At 70.3% G+C, this 16,800-nt stretch carries 18 protein-coding genes and 1 tRNA gene; 7 read left to right on the forward strand and 12 right to left on the reverse strand.

Annotation, left to right across the window (positions count from 1 at the left end; all coding sequences use genetic code 11):
* Positions 1-72 precede the first annotated feature (72 nt).
* The gene (locus ACIBSV_RS18245; protein ID WP_395864115.1) at positions 73-957 is read right to left on the reverse strand and encodes a menaquinone biosynthetic enzyme MqnA/MqnD family protein; all 885 of its coding nucleotides are present in this window, start codon (positions 955-957) and stop codon (positions 73-75) included.
* 218 nt (positions 958-1,175) lie between these two features.
* Here ACIBSV_RS18245 and ACIBSV_RS18250 point away from each other — a divergent pair, with 218 nt between their 5' ends.
* Positions 1,176-2,234, forward strand: a complete 1,059-nt coding sequence (locus tag ACIBSV_RS18250) for a hypothetical protein (RefSeq protein WP_395864117.1) — start codon at positions 1,176-1,178, stop codon at positions 2,232-2,234.
* Between the two features lie 103 nt (positions 2,235-2,337).
* Here the strand turns inward: ACIBSV_RS18250 and ACIBSV_RS18255 are convergent, their stop codons facing one another.
* Positions 2,338-2,820, reverse strand: coding sequence for an Asp23/Gls24 family envelope stress response protein (locus ACIBSV_RS18255; protein WP_395864119.1), 483 nt, complete (start codon positions 2,818-2,820; stop codon positions 2,338-2,340).
* Between the two features lie 233 nt (positions 2,821-3,053).
* Between ACIBSV_RS18255 and ACIBSV_RS18260 the strand changes: the two genes are divergently transcribed.
* The gene (locus tag ACIBSV_RS18260; protein ID WP_395864120.1) at positions 3,054-3,824 is read left to right on the forward strand and encodes an SDR family NAD(P)-dependent oxidoreductase; all 771 of its coding nucleotides are present in this window, start codon (positions 3,054-3,056) and stop codon (positions 3,822-3,824) included.
* Between the two features lie 284 nt (positions 3,825-4,108).
* Here ACIBSV_RS18260 and ACIBSV_RS18265 read toward each other — a convergent pair whose 3' ends face one another.
* The 6 genes from ACIBSV_RS18265 to ACIBSV_RS18290 all read right to left on the reverse strand — a co-directional run bounded on the left by ACIBSV_RS18265 (position 4,109) and on the right by ACIBSV_RS18290 (position 8,101).
* Positions 4,109-4,351: a chaplin gene (locus tag ACIBSV_RS18265; protein WP_395864122.1), complete on the reverse strand. Its 243-nt coding sequence runs from the start codon at positions 4,349-4,351 to the stop codon at positions 4,109-4,111.
* 291 nt (positions 4,352-4,642) lie between these two features.
* Positions 4,643-4,963: a hypothetical protein gene (locus ACIBSV_RS18270; protein ID WP_395864124.1), complete on the reverse strand. Its 321-nt coding sequence runs from the start codon at positions 4,961-4,963 to the stop codon at positions 4,643-4,645.
* A 55-nt stretch (positions 4,964-5,018) separates the two neighbouring features.
* Entirely contained in the window at positions 5,019-5,156 is a 138-nt protein-coding gene (locus tag ACIBSV_RS18275) for a hypothetical protein (RefSeq protein WP_395864126.1), read from the reverse strand.
* A gap of 84 nt (positions 5,157-5,240) precedes the next feature.
* Positions 5,241-5,870: a helix-turn-helix domain-containing protein gene (locus tag ACIBSV_RS18280; protein WP_395864128.1), complete on the reverse strand. Its 630-nt coding sequence runs from the start codon at positions 5,868-5,870 to the stop codon at positions 5,241-5,243.
* Between the two features lie 121 nt (positions 5,871-5,991).
* Positions 5,992-6,555 (reverse strand): GNAT family N-acetyltransferase, encoded by a 564-nt coding sequence (locus tag ACIBSV_RS18285; RefSeq protein ID WP_395864130.1) that lies wholly within the window; start codon positions 6,553-6,555, stop codon positions 5,992-5,994.
* 169 nt (positions 6,556-6,724) lie between these two features.
* Complete coding sequence (locus ACIBSV_RS18290; protein ID WP_395864132.1) at positions 6,725-8,101, reverse strand: cystathionine beta-synthase; 1,377 nt, start codon at positions 8,099-8,101, stop codon at positions 6,725-6,727.
* Between the two features lie 256 nt (positions 8,102-8,357).
* On the opposite strand from ACIBSV_RS18290, the gene ACIBSV_RS18295 reads away from it, so the two are divergent.
* The 3 genes from ACIBSV_RS18295 to ACIBSV_RS18305 all read left to right on the forward strand — a co-directional run bounded on the left by ACIBSV_RS18295 (position 8,358) and on the right by ACIBSV_RS18305 (position 11,648).
* Positions 8,358-9,449: an SGNH/GDSL hydrolase family protein gene (locus ACIBSV_RS18295; protein ID WP_395864134.1), complete on the forward strand. Its 1,092-nt coding sequence runs from the start codon at positions 8,358-8,360 to the stop codon at positions 9,447-9,449.
* Between the two features lie 157 nt (positions 9,450-9,606).
* Positions 9,607-10,827: an acetyl-CoA C-acetyltransferase gene (locus ACIBSV_RS18300; RefSeq protein WP_395864136.1), complete on the forward strand. Its 1,221-nt coding sequence runs from the start codon at positions 9,607-9,609 to the stop codon at positions 10,825-10,827.
* A 218-nt stretch (positions 10,828-11,045) separates the two neighbouring features.
* A complete protein-coding gene (locus tag ACIBSV_RS18305; RefSeq protein WP_395864138.1) occupies positions 11,046-11,648 on the forward strand; it encodes a hypothetical protein in 603 nt (200 codons plus the stop codon).
* A gap of 66 nt (positions 11,649-11,714) precedes the next feature.
* Here ACIBSV_RS18305 and ACIBSV_RS18310 read toward each other — a convergent pair whose 3' ends face one another.
* Positions 11,715-12,086, reverse strand: coding sequence for a hypothetical protein (locus tag ACIBSV_RS18310; protein ID WP_395864140.1), 372 nt, complete (start codon positions 12,084-12,086; stop codon positions 11,715-11,717).
* 169 nt (positions 12,087-12,255) lie between these two features.
* Between ACIBSV_RS18310 and ACIBSV_RS18315 the strand changes: the two genes are divergently transcribed.
* A complete protein-coding gene (locus ACIBSV_RS18315; RefSeq protein WP_395864142.1) occupies positions 12,256-12,489 on the forward strand; it encodes a DUF4287 domain-containing protein in 234 nt (77 codons plus the stop codon).
* A 201-nt stretch (positions 12,490-12,690) separates the two neighbouring features.
* On the opposite strand, the gene ACIBSV_RS18320 is transcribed toward ACIBSV_RS18315, so the two are convergent.
* Together ACIBSV_RS18320 and ACIBSV_RS18325 are read right to left on the reverse strand one after the other, a co-directional pair.
* On the reverse strand, positions 12,691-13,545 hold the full coding sequence (locus tag ACIBSV_RS18320) for a Bax inhibitor-1/YccA family protein (protein WP_395864144.1): 855 nt from the start codon (positions 13,543-13,545) through the stop codon (positions 12,691-12,693).
* A gap of 323 nt (positions 13,546-13,868) precedes the next feature.
* A tRNA-Leu gene (locus tag ACIBSV_RS18325) sits at positions 13,869-13,950 on the reverse strand.
* 262 nt (positions 13,951-14,212) lie between these two features.
* On the opposite strand from ACIBSV_RS18325, the gene ACIBSV_RS18330 reads away from it, so the two are divergent.
* Positions 14,213-14,989: an ABC transporter ATP-binding protein gene (locus ACIBSV_RS18330; RefSeq protein ID WP_395864146.1), complete on the forward strand. Its 777-nt coding sequence runs from the start codon at positions 14,213-14,215 to the stop codon at positions 14,987-14,989.
* 273 nt (positions 14,990-15,262) lie between these two features.
* Here the strand turns inward: ACIBSV_RS18330 and ACIBSV_RS18335 are convergent, their stop codons facing one another.
* The gene (locus ACIBSV_RS18335) at positions 15,263-16,609 is read right to left on the reverse strand and encodes an NAD(P)/FAD-dependent oxidoreductase (RefSeq protein ID WP_395864147.1); all 1,347 of its coding nucleotides are present in this window, start codon (positions 16,607-16,609) and stop codon (positions 15,263-15,265) included.
* Between the last annotated feature and the right edge of the window lie 191 nt (positions 16,610-16,800).

The following is a 16,800-nucleotide window of genomic DNA, read 5'->3' on the forward strand; positions in this document are numbered from 1 at the left end:
CCGCATGGAACGAATACGAGTGGAACGAATGCCAGTGGAACAAAAGCTCGTGAACGAGCCTATCCGGCCCGCTCACGGCGTCGGCGGGGCGTCGAGCAGGGTCACCCGCACATCGGCCGGATACCCGGTGTCGTGCGCGGTTCGGCGGGCGAACTCGGCCATCCCCGCCAGGTGGCGCTCGCCGAGCGAGTAGTCCAGCGCCTCGGTGTAATAGCGCTCCAGGGTGGCCGCGTCGAACGCCTCCCACCGGGCCACGTGCTCGCAGACCTTGTCCACCTCCTGCATGCACAGGTCGCGGGACTCCAGGAAGGCGCGGTGCACCGCGTGCACCTCGGCCGGATGCGCGGCGAGGAACTCCCGGCGGGCGGCCCACACCGCGAACACGAACGGCAGTCCGGTCCATTCCTTCCACTCGTACGCGAGGTCGTAGACCAGCAGGCCCAGTCGCGGCGCGTCGTACAGCGTCGCGCGCAGCGCGACGTCGCCGATCACCACCGCGGCGTCCGCCTCCTGCATCATCAGGCCGAGGTCGGGCGCCGAGGTGAAGAACTTCGGCCGTACGCCGTACTTCTCCTCCAGCAGCAGCCGGGCCAGCCGGACCCCGGTCCGGCTCTGCGAACCGAGCGCGACCCGCGCCCCGTCCAACTGCTCCACCGGCACCTGGCTGACCAGCATGACCGACATCACCGGTCCGTCGGCGGCCACCGCGATGTCCGGGAGCACCACCAGGTCGTCCGCGTGGCGCAGGAACTCGACCACGCTGATCGGAGCGATGTCGAGGTCGCCGCGCACGAGGGCGTCGTTGAGGTTGTCCGGGGTGTCCTTGGTGAGGTCCAGGTCCACCAACGAGCCCGTACGGGCCAGACCCCAGTAGATGGGCAGGCAGTTGAGGTACTGGATATGGCCTACCCGGGGTCGCCGGCGGCCCGCTTGCGGCGCGTTGTCCACAGTGTCCATCCGAGCAGGTTATGCCCGGGTGCGCGGATCGCCGGTACCGACCCGGACCGTCGCACCGGGACGCTCCCGCGTCGTCGAACACTCCCGTGCCGCCGCCCGCCCGTGTCACCGAACAGGCACAACACCGGGCGGGTGGCAGTGGCAGCGGCGCGTGGGTGAGATTCTCGAAAGCCGGGCCGATTCCACGGCGGTCCGACCACGACGACGGAGGAAGCGCGATGCACTCGTCCCCGGGCTCGTATCCGGGCCAGGGTGGCGGCTACCCGCCCCCGCCCCCGCCCTACGCGGCCACGCCCGCCCCACCGCCGCCGTACGATCCGGGCGGTCCGTACCAACCCGGTGGACCCGGCGGCGGTGGCGGCCCCCACGGCCCGCCGTCCCGGCAGCCCTCGCGGCCCGCGTACGGCGCGCTGCGCGGCACCGTCGCCGGGCTCAGCCTGGTGCTGGCGGTGCTGCTGACGATCCCGGCGCTGTCCGCGCTGTGGCTGCGCTGGGAGGTGGTCTCCGAGCAGGGGTTCACCGACAACGCGGTGGCGCTGATCGACGAGTCGGCGATCCGCACCGAGGTCGCCCGGCTGATGACCGACGAGGTGATGAAGCAGCTCCCGTCGAACGTGCGCAGCCAGGTTCCGCGCGGTGTGGTGCAAACCGCGGTGACCGAGGAGATCGGCAAGCCCGCGTTCAAGGCGATCTGGAAGGACGGCATCGCCACCGCGCACGACGTCGTGATGTCCTCCCTGCTGGGCCGGGACAGCAAGAACGTCACCTCCGACGGCGACAAGGTCGTGGTCAACCTCAAGAGCCCGCTCGACGCGATCGTCGCGCAGCTCAACAAGTCCGGCATCCCGGTGTCGAAGGCTGGTCTGCCGACCACCATCCCGATCGACCTGGCCGAACTGCCGCACGCGTCCGAGGCCGAGCAGAGCCGGGACGCGCTCCAGGCCGTGGACGACGCGGGCAAGTGGCTGCCGATCCTGGCCCTGGTACTGCTGGTGGTCGGCCTGGTGGTCGCGGTGAACCGGTTCCGCGCGCTGGTGATGACCGGCGTCGGCCTGTTGGTCACCAGCGGCCTGCTGTTGATCCTGGTCTCCGCCGCGAGCAGTCCGGTCGCGGACGAGCTGGCCACCCGGAACACCTTGAACCGGGACGGCATCGAGGCGATCTACACCGTGTTCACCGACTCGCTGACCACGATGGCGTGGTCGGTGCTCGCGGCCTCGATCGTGGCGATCGTGGTGGGCGCGGTCGGGCTGGGCATGCGCGGCCGGCGGCGCTGACCGCGCGACGCGAACACGGGGAAAGGGCGGGCCCGGTGCGATCCGGGCCCGCCCTTTCCCTGTGCGTCGGGGCGACACGGCCCAAGGGCCGCGCGCCCGGGACTCAGGCCAGGTTGCGCGAGGACGTGTCGTCGTCGTCCTGCTCGATGTGGATGTCGTCCACGGAGATGTCCACCTCGACCACTTCGAGGCCGGTCATCCGCTCGATCGACTCGATCACGTGCTCGCGCACCGCCGCCGCGACCTCGGCGATCGGCGCGCCGTACTCGACGATCAGGCTCAGGTCGACCGCGCACTGCTTCTCGCCGACCTCCACACTGACCCCGCGCGCGACGTCGGGACGACCGCCGGGTACCGCCTTGCGCATCGCGGCGAACGCCCGCGAGACGCCGCTGCCGAGCGCGTACACCCCCGGGATCTCGCGCGCCGCCAAGCCGGCGACCTTGGCCACCACCCCGTCCGCGATCGAGGTCCGACCCCGATCCGTGGCCAGCGCGGTCACCTCGGTCAGGTGTCCGGAGCCGGTCTGTGACCGCTCCGGGCGGGCCTGGGTCTTCTCCGGTGTGCGGGCGGGTGAGTCTGCCATGACTGGAACCTCGTCTTTCGCCGCTTCGTGAGGGGTGGGGGCTCCCCTTCACATGAGGTCTGACCCCTTCCCGATCGGTTCGTCACGCAATCCGGACGAATTAATCCGATCGGCCGCACGGCTGCGGTGGAACATGTCTCATTTCACGTACCGCCAACCGTTCAGGAGGCTTGATCCCGCTGTACGAACAGCTTGTGATGGGACCCGTACACCCCGTCCAAGGAGGAAACACTGTGGAGCGGTTCCAGGATCGGCGCATCATCGTCACCGGTGGCGGCTCGGGCATCGGCCAGGCCACGGTGCTGCGGCTGCTGAGCGAGGCGGGCACGGTACACGCGGCGGACGTCAACGCCGACGGGCTGGAGAAGACCCGCGCGATGGCGGCGGAGAAGGGCCTGGAGGCCCGGCTGAGCACGAGCGTGCTGGACGTGTCGGACGAGGACGCGGTCGGCGCCGGAGTAGCCGAGATCGTCGAGCGCCTGGGCGGCCTGGACGTGCTGGTGAACGCGGCGGGGATCCTGCGCGCGGGACACACCCACACGTTCCCCCTCGAAAAGTGGAACCAGATCATCACCGTCAACCTGACGGGCACCTTCCTGATGACCCGCGCCGCACTGCCCCCGCTCCTGGAAACCGGCAACGGCGTGATCATCAACTTCAGCTCGACCTCGGCGAGCTTCGCCCATCCCTACATGGCGGCGTACGCGGCCAGCAAGGGCGCGATCGACGCCTTCACCCACGCGATCGCCCTCGAATACAGCCGTCAGGGCCTGCGCGCGGTCAACGTCGCCCCCGGCAGCATCTCCAGCGGCATAGTCGACGACACCCCGAACCAGGTCCCCGACGACGCCGACTGGGAACTCTTCGCCAAGCTGATGCCCATCATCGGCGAAGGCATGGCCTCCCCCGACGTCATAGCCGGCATGATCGCCGCCCTGGCCTCCGACGACGGCAAATTCGTCACCGGGACGTCCCTCCGCATAGACGGCGGCACCCACGCCTGACCCCAAACCCACCCTCACCACCGGCCGGGCCCCACCGGCCCGGCCGGCACTTGAGGCCAATCAGCCCAGCCGGCGCTTGAGGCGAACCAGCCCGGCCGGCGCTTGAGGCCAATCAGCCCCGCCGGCGCTTGAGGCGAACCAGCCCCGCCGGCGTTTGAGGCGAACCAGCCCGGCCGGCGCTTGAGGCCAAACAGCCCGGCCGGCGCTTGAGGCCAACCCAAAAGCCAGAGGGCGCCGTCCCGGGACCGGTTGCCCCGTACAGCGCCCACCGAAGGTGCGAATGTTCAGCCGTGGTTGATGCAAACGTTCCCGAACGCCGGGTTCAGCACGCCGACCAGGTTGACACTGTTGCCACACAGGTTGACCGGAACGTGCACCGGCACCTGGATGTTGTTGCCCGACGCGACACCCGGCGAGCCGACCGCAGCACCATCCGCCTCGGAGCCGGCGTGGGCCGCACCCATACCCGCGGCGAGAATGCCGCCGGCGGCGACGGTGATGAAGGCCGCCTTCTTGACCGTGTTCATACTTCCTCCATGTCACAGTGCCGCACGAACGGATGCGGCACGTGGGACAACGAAGGCCGCGACGATGGGCAACGCCCCGCCGTCCGGTTGGCCGCCGATTCACCCCTACGTGGACGAATGCCTCCGCCGTACGCCGGCGCCGGGCGCGGGCGCACCACCGCACCACCGCAACGGTCGGCGCCCCGCGGAGCGGACGCTTCGCGGGGCGCGGGGGGACGATCGGATCTGCGTACGGTCTGCGGGCATCGTGGCCGCGCCCGGGCGGCGGCGAGGCCCCGAGTCGATAGGACGTCAGGCGTCCTCGTCGTCCTCGTCGTCGTCCTCGGGCAGGTACTCGGCACCCTCGGACTGCCAGCCGGCCTCGCTCAGTTCGGTACCGGCGATGTCCTCGACGAGGCTGAACGGGTCGATCAGGTACGAGACGGACTCGGCCAGGTCGCTCTCGATCGCGGCGGTCGCGTCGGCCCGGTCGCCGGGCGACAACTCCTCGTCCGCCTTGACGCTGTCCAGCGCCGCGGCACGCAGCGCGTCGGCGTCGGTGACCTCAAGCACGATTTCGAGGTTGAGCCGGATGTAGCGGGTCGTGGAGTCGGAGGAAGTCGCGTTGTCCATGAGCGCGAGCCTACGGGCCCGCGCCCGGCCGTCGGCGCGAGGACGCGCCGCACACTCAGCGGTGGCCGTAGGTCACCGCGGTGAACATCAGCGCTCCGAACACCACGGAGAATCCCAGGATGTAGATCGCGATCCGGATCCACATCCCGGCCGCCCGGCTCTTCTCACTCTCCATCACGAACTCCTCGGACATGGGCGCGCTCGGTCATCGAGCTCGGACAGCGGTCGCACATCGTCAAGTACTCGGACACGCGCGCCACGCACCCACGCGCGCCGCTCACACATGCGCCGGCAGACACGGCGAGAACGCCACCAACGCGGGCGCCGCGTGGACCATCAGGAACTCGACCGACAGATACGCGTCGGCCGACTCCATCCGATGCGCGAGCCCGGAATCGAAGTGCGCCACATCGCCGGGCGCGAGCAGGTGGGTGGCCCCGTCCAGGGTCAACCGGAGCTGGCCGCTGAGCACGTACAGCCATTCCTCGCCCGGATGCACCCGCGCCGGCCCGTCCGCGCGCCCCGCCGGCACCCGCACCCGCAGTGCCTGCATGCCGCGCCGCGGGCTGCCCACGCGCCAATAGGTCCAGCCGTGCGCCTCGACCGGTTCGGCCGCGCGGGCCCGGACCACCGGCTCGGCCGAGGCGCTGTCCTCGCCGAGCAGTTCGGAGACCGTGGTGTTGTAGGCCCGGGCCAGGGTCAACAAAGCGGGCAGCGACGGCTGTCGGCGCTCGTGTTCGAGCCGGGAGAGATAGGCGACGGAGAGCCTGGTCAGCCGCGCGGCCTCGTCGAGCTTGAAGCCGTTCGCCCGACGGGCCGCGCGCAACCGCTCACCGAGGCCGGTCGGTACCGCCTCGGCGGATGCCGGGTCCGGCTCGTCCATGTCGTAGCTTGGGGTGGCGACCATGCTTCGAGGCTAGGCAGGCGCTGACCAATGAGGCAATTAACTTGCCTGAGAGGCAATTTTCTCGGCCGACCAAGCCCCGAATCAGGCAAAGCGGCGGAAATCCCACCGCTCGCCGATCGCGTCAGGCGCAGCGGTCCGAAGCGAGCACCCCCGGCGGCACGTCGGCCGCCACGAGCACCACACCGTCCTCGTAGCCGCGCCGGCTGACCAGCCCGGCCCGATCGAACAGGGCGAGCATCCGCCGATTCCACGGCAACACGTGCGCGCGCACCTCGCGCACCCCACGCACGGCCGCGTGCTCGACCAGCGAGCACAACAGCGCGGTACCGAGCCCGTGCCGCTGCCACCCGTCCTCGACCAGCAACGCCACTTCGGCCACCGGCTCGTGCGCCGGGTGGAAGAGGGTGGCCAACGCCCCGATCGCACCGTCGGGCGCGACCGCCACCAGACTCACCCCGTGCTCCGGCACCAGCAGCCGACCCAGCGCGCTCTCCGGCAACCGGGGCGCCGACGTGAAGTAGCGCAATCGACGGGTCTCCGGGGAGCAGCGCTCGTGCATCGCGCGCACCTGCGCGGCGTCCTCCGCACGGGCCTGCCGCACCCGTACGTGCGACGGCCACTCGCCCGCGCCGACCTCGCTCACCGTGGTGAGCCGGGCCCGACCCCGCACCGAAATCGCCGTCATGTCCCTACCGCCTCTCGCCACCGGAGCGGTCCCCTCGTGGTCCGTTCCCCGTCGAACCCCACGGTGTCGAGGCGGTGTTACACATCGACTACGTGTGCGTGTCCGGAGCGAACCGATCCGATGACGTCGCCCCGGTGGCGAAACACGGCGGCCTGCGCCGTGAGCGGGACTAGCCCGCCAGGTGGCCGAGCAGGTCCTGCCGGGTGACCACACCCTGCGGCTTGCCGTGCACCAGCACCAGCGCCGCGTCGGCCTGCTCCAGCACCCGTGCGAGCCGCGCGATCGGCTCACCGGAGCCGACCACCGGCAGCGGCGCCGACATGAACTTCTCCAGCGGGTCGCCCGTGGCGGCCCGGCCGGACACCAGAGCGTCCAGCAGGTCGCGCTCGGCGATCGAGCCGACCACCTCGGCGGCCATCACGTCCGGGTGACCGGCGCCCGGCTTGACCACCGGCATCTGGCTGACCCCGAACTCGCGCAGGATCGCGATCGAGTCGCCGACGCTTTCCTCCGGATGCACGTGCACCAACGCGGGCAGGTCGCCCTGCTTGCGGGCCAGGATGTCGGCCACGGTGGCCTCGTTGGGGTCCGCGTCCAGGAAGCCGTAGTCGGCCATCCACTCGTCGTTGAAGATCTTGCTGAGGTAGCCGCGCCCGGAGTCCGGCAGCAGCACCACGACCACGTCGTCCGGCCCGAGCCGCTCGGCCGCGCGCAGCGCCGCGACCACCGCCATCCCGCACGAGCCGCCGACCAGCAGGCCCTCCTCGCGGGCGAGCCGACGCGTCATCAGGAACGAGTCCCGGTCGGACACCGCGATGATCTCGTCCGGCACCGCGCTGTCGTACGCGGTCGGCCAGAAGTCCTCACCGACGCCCTCGACCAGGTACGGCCGGCCGGAGCCGCCCGAGTACACCGAGCCCTCCGGGTCGGCGCCGACCACCCGCACGCCGCCGTTCGAGACCTCCTTGAGGAAGCGCCCGGTCCCCGAGATGGTGCCGCCGGTGCCGACGCCGGCCACGAAGCAGGTGATCCGACCGTCGGTCTGTTCCCACAGTTCGGGACCCGTGGAGAGGTAGTGCGACTCCGGGTTCTGCGGGTTGGAGTACTGGTCGGGCTTCCACGCGCCGGGCGTCTCGCGCACCAGTCGGTCCGAGACGTTGTAGTAGGAGTCGGGGTGCTCGGGGTCGACCGCCGTCGGGCAGACCACCACCTCGGCCCCGTAGGCGCGCATGACGTTGATCTTGTCCATGCTGACCTTGTCCGGGCAGACGAACACGCACTTGTATCCGCGCCGCTGCGCGACCATCGCCAGCCCGACCCCGGTGTTGCCGGAGGTGGGTTCGACGATCGTGCCGCCGGGACGCAGCGCGCCCGACTGTTCGGCCGCGTCGATCATCCGCACGGCGATCCGGTCCTTGACCGAACCACCGGGGTTGAAGTACTCGACCTTCGCCAGCACCGTCGCCGACAGCCCCGAGGTAACGGAGTTGAGCTTGACGAGGGGGGTGTCCCCGATCAGGTCGAGCATGGATTCGTGGTACCGCACGGAACCTCCGCCATGAGTGCGCATCAGCCGGGGCCGGATGGCCCAAAATCCTCACATTGCGCTAACTTCTCCCAGCCTAGTCGCCGCCATCGCGCCGGACGCGACACAGCGCACACGGCCCGCGCCCACGCCGCGCGCCCCACCGCGCCCCCTGCCGGCCGTCCACACACCTGACGGTCGGTTAGGGTCGGCTTGGAGTGCGCGACGGGGAGGAGCCCGAGGTCTTGTACACGACGGCCGGTCACGGGGTCCGACGATGATGCGTACGCGCATGGCCCGCCGGGTGGCCGCCGCGGCGGCCTTCGGCGGTGGCGGTGTGGGCGTGCTGACCGGGGCGATGTTCGCGGTGCTGTACACCGAGGCGAAGATGGCCCGCCGCACCGTGGGCGAACCCGACGGCGAACCGCCGACCGCCGACGGGATGTACGGCGATCTCCCGGGCGAACCGATCACGTTCGCGGTGATCGGCGACTCCACCGCCGCCGGTCTCGGCGTCGAGAACCCGATGCAGACCCCCGGCGCATTGCTCGCCTCCGGCCTGGCGGCGGTCGCCGAAGTGCCGGTACGGCTGGTCAACGTCGCGCTGTCCGGCGCCCAGTCCTCTGATCTGGAGCGTCAGGTCACCCTCGCGCTCCGGCACGAGCTCGACGTCGCGATGATCATGATCGGCGCGAACGACGTCACCCATCGGATGCGCCCGGCGGAGTCGGTGCGCCACCTGGAACAGGCCACCCGTCGGCTGATCGCCTCCGGCGTCGAGGTGGTCGTGGCCACGTGTCCCGACCTGGGCACGATCGAGCCGATCGCGCAGCCGCTGCGCTATCTGGCCCGGCAGTGGAGCCGCAATCTGGCCGCCGCGCAGACCATCGCCGTGGTCGAGGCGGGCGGGCGTACCGTCTCGCTCGGCTCACTGCTGGGTCCCGAGTTCCTGGCCCGGCCCAAGGTGATGTTCGGCCCGGACCGCTTCCATCCCTCGGTGGAGGGTTACGCGACCGCCGCGATGGCTTCGTTGCCCTCGTTGTGCGCCGCGTTGGACCTGTGGCCGCTGGACGAGGTGAGCCCGGACAGCTTCCGCGGCGAGGGTGTGCTGCCGATCGCGCAGGCCGCGATCGAGGCCGCCGCCGAGGGCGGCACCGAGGTGACCGGCACCGACGTCGGCGGTCGCGAACGCGGCCCGCGCGGCCGGTGGGCGCTGCTGCGGCATCGGCGTCGCCGGCAGATCCCCACCCCCGCGACGGTGGACCCGGAGGCCGAGCCCGAGGCCGCCGCCGAGGGCGATTCCGAAATCGCACCGACTGCGCCGACCCCCTTCGAGGATGCCCGGGGTAATCTGACCGAAGAAATCTGACTGGTCGTCAGTTATGGCGTGGGGCAGGTCGCACGATCCACCCCTCCCACTTTTGACTACCAGGCAGTAACTTCAAGCGTCAGTTGCGCTTCCGTGACGACGAGAGTCCCTGCCGGGTCCTCGTACCGACGGCCGCGAAGACCACCAAGGAGTCCCGATGCCCGAAGCAGTCATCGTCGCCACCGCCCGCTCCCCCATCGGTCGCGCCTTCAAGGGTTCCCTGAAGGACCTGCGGTCGGACGACCTGACCGCGCTCATGGTCCGCGCCGCCCTGGACAAGGTCCCGGCGCTGGACCCCAAGGACATCGACGACCTGATGCTGGGCTGCGGCCTGCCCGGTGGCGAGCAGGGCTTCAACATGGGTCGCAACGTCGCGGTCATGCTCGGCTACGACCACCTGCCCGGAACCACCATCACCCGCTACTGCTCCTCGTCGCTGCAGACCACCCGGATGGCGATGCACGCGATCCGCGCGGGCGAGGGCGACGCGTACATCTCGGCCGGCGTCGAGATGGTCACCAGCACCCGGGGCAAGGGCAGCAGCGACTCGATCCCGGACACCAGGAACCCGCTCTTCGCCGGGGCCGCGACCCGCACCACCGAGGCCGTGGAGAAGGGCTCGACCTGGGCCGACCCGCGCGAGCAGGGCCTGCTCCCGGACGTGTACATCGGGATGGGCTTCACCGCCGAGAACCTGGCCCAGCACAAGGGCATCTCCCGGGCCGAGCAGGACGAGTTCGCGGTGCGCTCGCAGAACCGCACCGAGCAGGCGATCGCCGACGGCTTCTGGGCCAAGGACATCACCCCGGTCACGCTCGCCGACGGCACCGTGGTGGCCAAGGACGACGGCCCGCGCGCGGGCACCACGCTGGAGGGCATCTCCGGGCTCAAGCCGGTCTTCCGTCCGGACGGCACGGTCACCGCGGGCAACGCGTGCCCGCTCAACGACGGCGCCGCCGCGGTCATCGTGATGTCCGACACCAAGGCGCGCGAGTTGGGCCTGACCCCGCTCGCCCGGATAGTCTCCACCGCCGTGTCCGGCCTGTCCCCCGAGATCATGGGCTACGGCCCGGTCGAGGCGTCCCGGATCGCGATGGCCCGGGCCGGCCTGACCTCGGCCGACATCGACCTGGTGGAGATCAACGAGGCGTTCGCCGCACAGGTCATCCCCTCCTACCGCGACCTGGGCTTCGACGTGGACAAGGTCAACGTCAACGGCGGCGCCATCGCGATCGGCCACCCGTTCGGGATGACCGGCGCGCGGATCACCAGCACGTTGATCAACTCGCTGCAGTGGCACGACAAGCAGTGGGGCCTGGAGACCATGTGCGTCGGCGGCGGCATGGGCATGGCGATGGTGCTCGAGCGCCTGAGCTGACCCGGCACGCCGGTCGCGGCCGTCGCGCCCGGCACGTCCGACGCATGCCGTGCGGCCCGTCCGGGACACCCCGGGCGGGCCATGCGGCGCCGTCACCCACTCGGAGCAGCCCAAGGTCCCCTCGGGTAGGGATGTCACGCTCTGGCGACAACCGGCCGGCAGCGCGACCCTGGAAGGGAAGCTGTTCCTCGGGCCGGCCAAGGGTTGCGGATCTTGTCATGTCGAACGCCTACATCGTCCCCGTCCTGATCACCGCCGCGTGCGCCGTCGCGGTGACCACCCTCGTGCGCCGACTGTGCCGGCGACACCGCGCCCGCGCGGCCGCGGAGATCTGGGACCAGGCGTTCGTCGACCATCTCTTCCGCAGCCGGGACGCCGAACGACCACCGCTGACCGTCCCCGGGCCCGGGCGCGACGAGTTCGCGGACGAGAGCGCGTACCGCGACCCACCGGCCGACGACACGAGCGGTCGGCGCCCGCATCCGTCGGAAAACCTGACCCCGCTGCTGCCCACCCACCTCACCGGCGGCTACCTGACCGGCCTGATCGCCGGCGCCACCCCGATCACCCGCGTGCGCACCGGCTCGCCCGGCGGCTCCGGCGGCTTGGACGTGCTCGACTTCGCCGACGGCAGTTCGCTGGTGGTGATGCCCGGCGACCCGGAGGCGGCCTCGCTGATCGACGTCGCGCTCTCGCTCGGTCTACCGGTACGCCTGCTCGGCACCTGCGAGGTCGGCGGCGGCTGGGCACTGACCTTCGGCCTGGACGAGGACACCACGTACGCACTGGCCGACCGCCTGTACGTACGGCCGCCGGCGTAACGGGACCGCCCCCGCCGCGCACGGCCCGCACATCGCACCAACCGCACCCGCGCCCGCCCCGCCCGCTCAGATCGCCGCCGACAACTCCCGAACCATCTCCCGCGCCCGACGCACCACGTCGGCGGCCGTCGTGGCCTCACCGTCCTGCAGGACCAGCGTGTGCTCCTCGGCCAACAGCCCCAGCGCCGAGGCCAGATCGCCGGAGGTGACCGCCACCTGGTCGCCGACCGCGAACACCCCCAGATCCGGAACCTCGCGCAGCGGCTCGCCCTCGACCGCGGCCGCCAGGTCGGCCAGGCATTGGGCCAAGGCGAGCGCCGCGCCGGCTCGGGTCGGCGAGGTCTCCTGACGGGCGGTCAGCGGCGCCTTCAACCGGGCCTCGGACAGGTGCCGCAGCCGGTCGGCGACCGCACCGGACTCCTTCACGAACGGGGCCACGTCAACCGTGAGGGAAGCGGACGGTTTCCCGACCGGCGGGATGGGGATGCGGGACGACATAACCGGAGCGTACCCAGTGCGCACACCGCGTGCGGGTCGGCTTCGACCGCTTGCCAACCGTTCGCCCGTCATGCACGCTCGGGTAACGGAACGCTCACCGGAGGCGCTTATGTCCTTGCACTTCTCCGAAGAGACCCACCGGAACCTCGTGGCCCGGGTGCCCGCCTGCACCGGCCGCGAACTCCCCGACTGGTTCCGGGAAATCGAGGCCGGTCCGGCCTTCTCCCGGTTCGAGGACCGGGTCTCCTGGCTCCAGGGCGAACACAACCTCGGACACGGGCACGCCCTCGCCATCGTCCGCGAGCACGACCGTCGCCGGCACGCGCCGGGCGGGGTCAGCTGATCCCCCGCCCCGAAGCCGCCCCAACGCCGATCCGCCGTCGAAGACCCCTGCCACGCTGACCGCTTCCACCTCCGCACACACGCATTCGCACACGCGAAAGTGGCGGTGCCCCTCGTCGGGGCACCGCCACTGCGCACTTCGGGATCACTCCGCACGTCGGTCCGTCATGAGGGCGTCACGGGACCGTCATGCGACGCCGCGTCAGTCCCGCAGGATCGACAACAGGCGCAGGACCTCCAGGTAGATCCACACGAGGGTCACGGTCAGGCCGAACGCGGCCCGCCAGGCCTCCTTCTCCGGAACGCCCTGAGCGGCCAACTGCTCGATCTCGTTGAAGTCGAGCGAGAGGAAGAAGGCGCCGATGAGGATGCCGAGGATGCCCATCACGATGCCGAGCGGACCGCTGCGCAGGCCGAGACCGTCGCCGCCGGCGATCAACATCGCGAACAGGTTGACGAAGGTGAGGAGTACGAAGCCGATCGCGATCGCCATGCCGATCCGCGCGTAGCGGCTCGTCACCTTGATCCAACCGGACTTGTACGCGACCAGCACACCGACGAACACCGAGGCCGTGCCGAGCACCGCCTGGATCACGATGCCGCTGTACTGCTCCTCGAACGCGTGGCTGATCGCACCCAGGAACACACCTTCGAGCGCGGCGTAGGCCAGCACCAGGGCCGGGCTGATCTCCCGCTTGAAGGTCACGACCATCGCGACGACGAACGCCGCGAGCGCGGCGCCGACCGCCCAGCCGAAGTTCTCGAACGGCAGGAAGGCCCACGACAGCGCACCGGTGACGACGACCGTCAGCAACGTCATCGCGGTACGCGCGACCACGTCGTCGATGGTCATCCGGCCGGTCTGGAGCGGACCGGCGGACTGCGCCCGGTACATCTCCTGAAGCTGCTCGGGGGTCATCGGCTGTACCGGCGGCTGCTGCGGCCCACCGTACGGGGCGCCCTGCGGCCCGGGCTGCGGCGCTCCGTAACCGGCCTGCTCCTGCCGGCCGGTCTCGAACGCCCCCCGCCGCGTGAGCACCGGGTTGCTGCTCCTCATGTCATCTCCTCCATGCCCCCGGGGTGGGGGTCCTGGCTTTAGAGAGTAATCCCCGAGTAAAGCGCTCGGGGCTTCCATCCTTCCCTTTCAACGTCCCCGGACACGCGATTTGTGCCCGTGGTCACTGTCCGGTCATAAAAAGTCGGATGGAATCCATCGCGAAGCCGATCGCTGTCACCACGGGAACACCCTGCGCTGTTCGCGAGTAAGGGTGGCCCGCGGGCCCGGAAATATGCCCCGTCGGTGGTCCAGACCACCGAGGCCCGCCGCCGCCGATCCGCGGCCGTACGGCGTTCTTGCAGGTCAGCGGCATTTTCGAGTTGTCCCCGGAGCGGGACTCGAACCCGCACGGCCTTGCGGCCAAGGAGGTTTAAGCTCCTCGTGTCTGCGTTCCACCATCCGGGGGCGATGCTGAGCGTAGCGGCCCCGGCGCACCGGGTTGGCCTCTTGGATTCGGAGCCCCCTCGGACCCGTTCCGCGGGCCTGTTCGATCGCGGAGAGCGACCGGGGGCGACCCGTCCGGATGCCGTACGGATGGTGCCGAATGAGCGGTTTGGGGCGGCTGAGCAGGGGAGTTCCGCATTCGCCCGGTGCACCTGGGTAGGACCACGGGGTCGAGGGCCGGCCGATGCGGGCCCGATCAGGACCGCAACGAAAGAGGCCCGATGTGACCGCCACCGAACCCATCGCGGGAGTCGGGGCCCACGGCGAACTCGCCGCCGTCGCCACCGGCATCAGCAAGATCTACGGCACGGGCGAGACACGAGTGCTCGCGCTCGACGACGTCTCGGTCGGGTTCCGGCGCGCGGAGTACACCGCGATCATGGGCCCCTCCGGGTCGGGCAAGTCCACGCTGATGCACTGCATGGCGGGCCTGGACTCGATCTCGACCGGCTCGGTCCGGCTGGGCGACGTGGAGTTGTCCTCACTCGACGACAAGAAGCTGACCCGGCTGCGGCGGGAGAAGGTCGGCTTCGTCTTCCAGGCGTTCAACCTGCTCCCGACGCTGACCGCGTTGGAGAACATCACGCTGCCCATGGACATCGCGGGTGTGAAACCGGACCAGGAGTGGTTGGACCATGTGATCGAGACGGTCGACCTGCGCGACCGGCTGAAGCACCGTCCGAGCGAACTGTCCGGCGGTCAGCAGCAACGTGTCGCGTGTGCGCGGGCCCTGGCGAGCAGACCGGAGATCATCTTCGCCGACGAACCGACGGGCAACCTGGACTCCCGCTCGGGCGCCGAGGTCCTGGGCTTCCTGCGCGCCTCGGTACGCGAGAGCGGCCAAACGATCGTCATGGTCACCCACGACCCGAACGCCGCCTCCTACGCGGACCGAGTCCTCTTCCTGGCCGACGGCCGAATCGTCGACGAAATGCTCGATCCCACCTCGGACCTGGTCCTCGAACGCATGAAACGCTTCGACGCCACCCGCACCGCGTAACCCCACCCGGCCGGTCGCAAAGCCCCCGGCCCAGTCCGCACACTTCCCCGGCCGGCCCGGCCCACGAAGCCCCCTCGGTCCCGTCCGCAAAACCCCTCGGTCCGGTCCGCAACCCCCTTCGGCCCGTCCGGCGTTTGAGGACAACCCACCCAGGCCACCCCCGAAGCGCAGCCCGGTCCGCAAACCCCCCAGCCCGCCCGGCGCTTGAGGGCAGACGCGAAAGGACCCGGCACGCACGTGGCGTACCGGGCCCATCCCGCAGAACGTGGGCAACTACCCCTTGACCGCGGGCTCGACCCGCGGCACCGGCGGGAGTGCCGCCTCCGCGAACTCGTCCCGCGGGTGCTCCATCGCCCCGAGCGAGACGATCTCGCGCCGGAAGAACGCGGACAGCGTCCAGTCGGCGAACACCCGGAACTTACGGTTGAATGTCGGCACCATCGCACCGTGGTACGTGCGGTGGAACAGCCACGCCGGCAGCCCCTTGAGCTTGAACTTGCCGAACATCACCGCGACGCCCTTGTGCAGACCGAGGCCGGCCACCGCACCGAGGTTCTTGTGCTTGTAGTCGCTCGGCGGGAACCCACGCATCACCGAGACGACGTTGTCGCCCAGGACGCGCGCCTGCCGTACCGCGTGCTGCGCGTTCGGCGGGCACCAGGCACCCTCACCCGCGGCCAGGTCCGGAACCTGCGCGTTGTCGCCGGCGGCGAACACGTTGTCCATGCCGACCACCTGGAGGGTGGTGCGGGTGTCCACGTGGCCGCGCGGGCCGAGCGGCAGACCGTACTCGGACAGCACCGGGTTCGGCTTGACGCCCGCGGTCCACAGGATCGTGGAGGCGTCGAACTCGACGTCGTTGGAGAGCACGCAGTGCTTGTCGACGCAGGACTTGAGCGACGTCTCCAGGTGGAACTCGATGTCCCGGGCCTTGAGGCGCTCCAGCGTCCAGGCGCCGAGCTCCGGACCGACCTCGGGGAGGATGCGGTTGGCCGCCTCCACCATCACGAAGCGCATGTCCTCGCGCTTGAGGTTCTTGTAATAGCGCACCGCGTCGCGCGCCATGTCCTCGACCTCGGCCAGCGCCTCGATGCCGGCGAAGCCGCCACCGACGAAGCAGAAGGTCAACGCCTTGCGGCGGATCTCCGCGTCGGTGGTGGAGTCGGCCAGGTCGAGCTGCCCGAGCACGTGGTTGCGCAGCGCGATGGCTTCTTCGATGGTCTTGAGACCGATGCCGTTCTCGGCCAGGCCGGGAATCGGGAAGGTCCGCGATATCGAGCCGAGCGCGATGACGATGTAGTCGAAGCCGAGCTCGTAGGACTCGCCCGCGAGCGGCTCGACGAGCGCGACCTTGCGGTCGTGGTCGACGGAGGTGACCCGGCCGTTGACGATCTCGGCCTTGGGCAGGACACGGCGCAGCGGCACCACGACATGGCGCGGTGAGATGCTGCCGGCGGCCGCTTCCGGGAGGAAGGGCTGGTAGGTCATGTACGACCGCGGGTCGACGACCGTGACGGTCGCTTCGCCGTAACGCATCTTCTTGAGGATGCGCTGCGCGGCGTACAGACCAACGTAGCCGCCGCCGACGATAAGGATGCGAGGGCGATCCGTGTTGCTCATGTTTGGAAGTATCCACCGATCGAACGCGCCGGTGCTTCGAGGCCGCGCACAGTACCGAACGGGCCGTCTGGTACCCTTCGTCCTTTTGCTTGTGCATTTGTGCACGGTGTGCGGTCGAGGAAGATCCACTCGACCATAATCGGCCGGCTTGTCCGCCGACTCGGTCCCGATGACCTGCGTCGATCCTGCCC

Origin of the sequence: Embleya sp. NPDC050154 (assembly GCF_044460165.1) — a bacterium.
Lineage (GTDB): Bacteria > Actinomycetota > Actinomycetes > Streptomycetales > Streptomycetaceae > Embleya.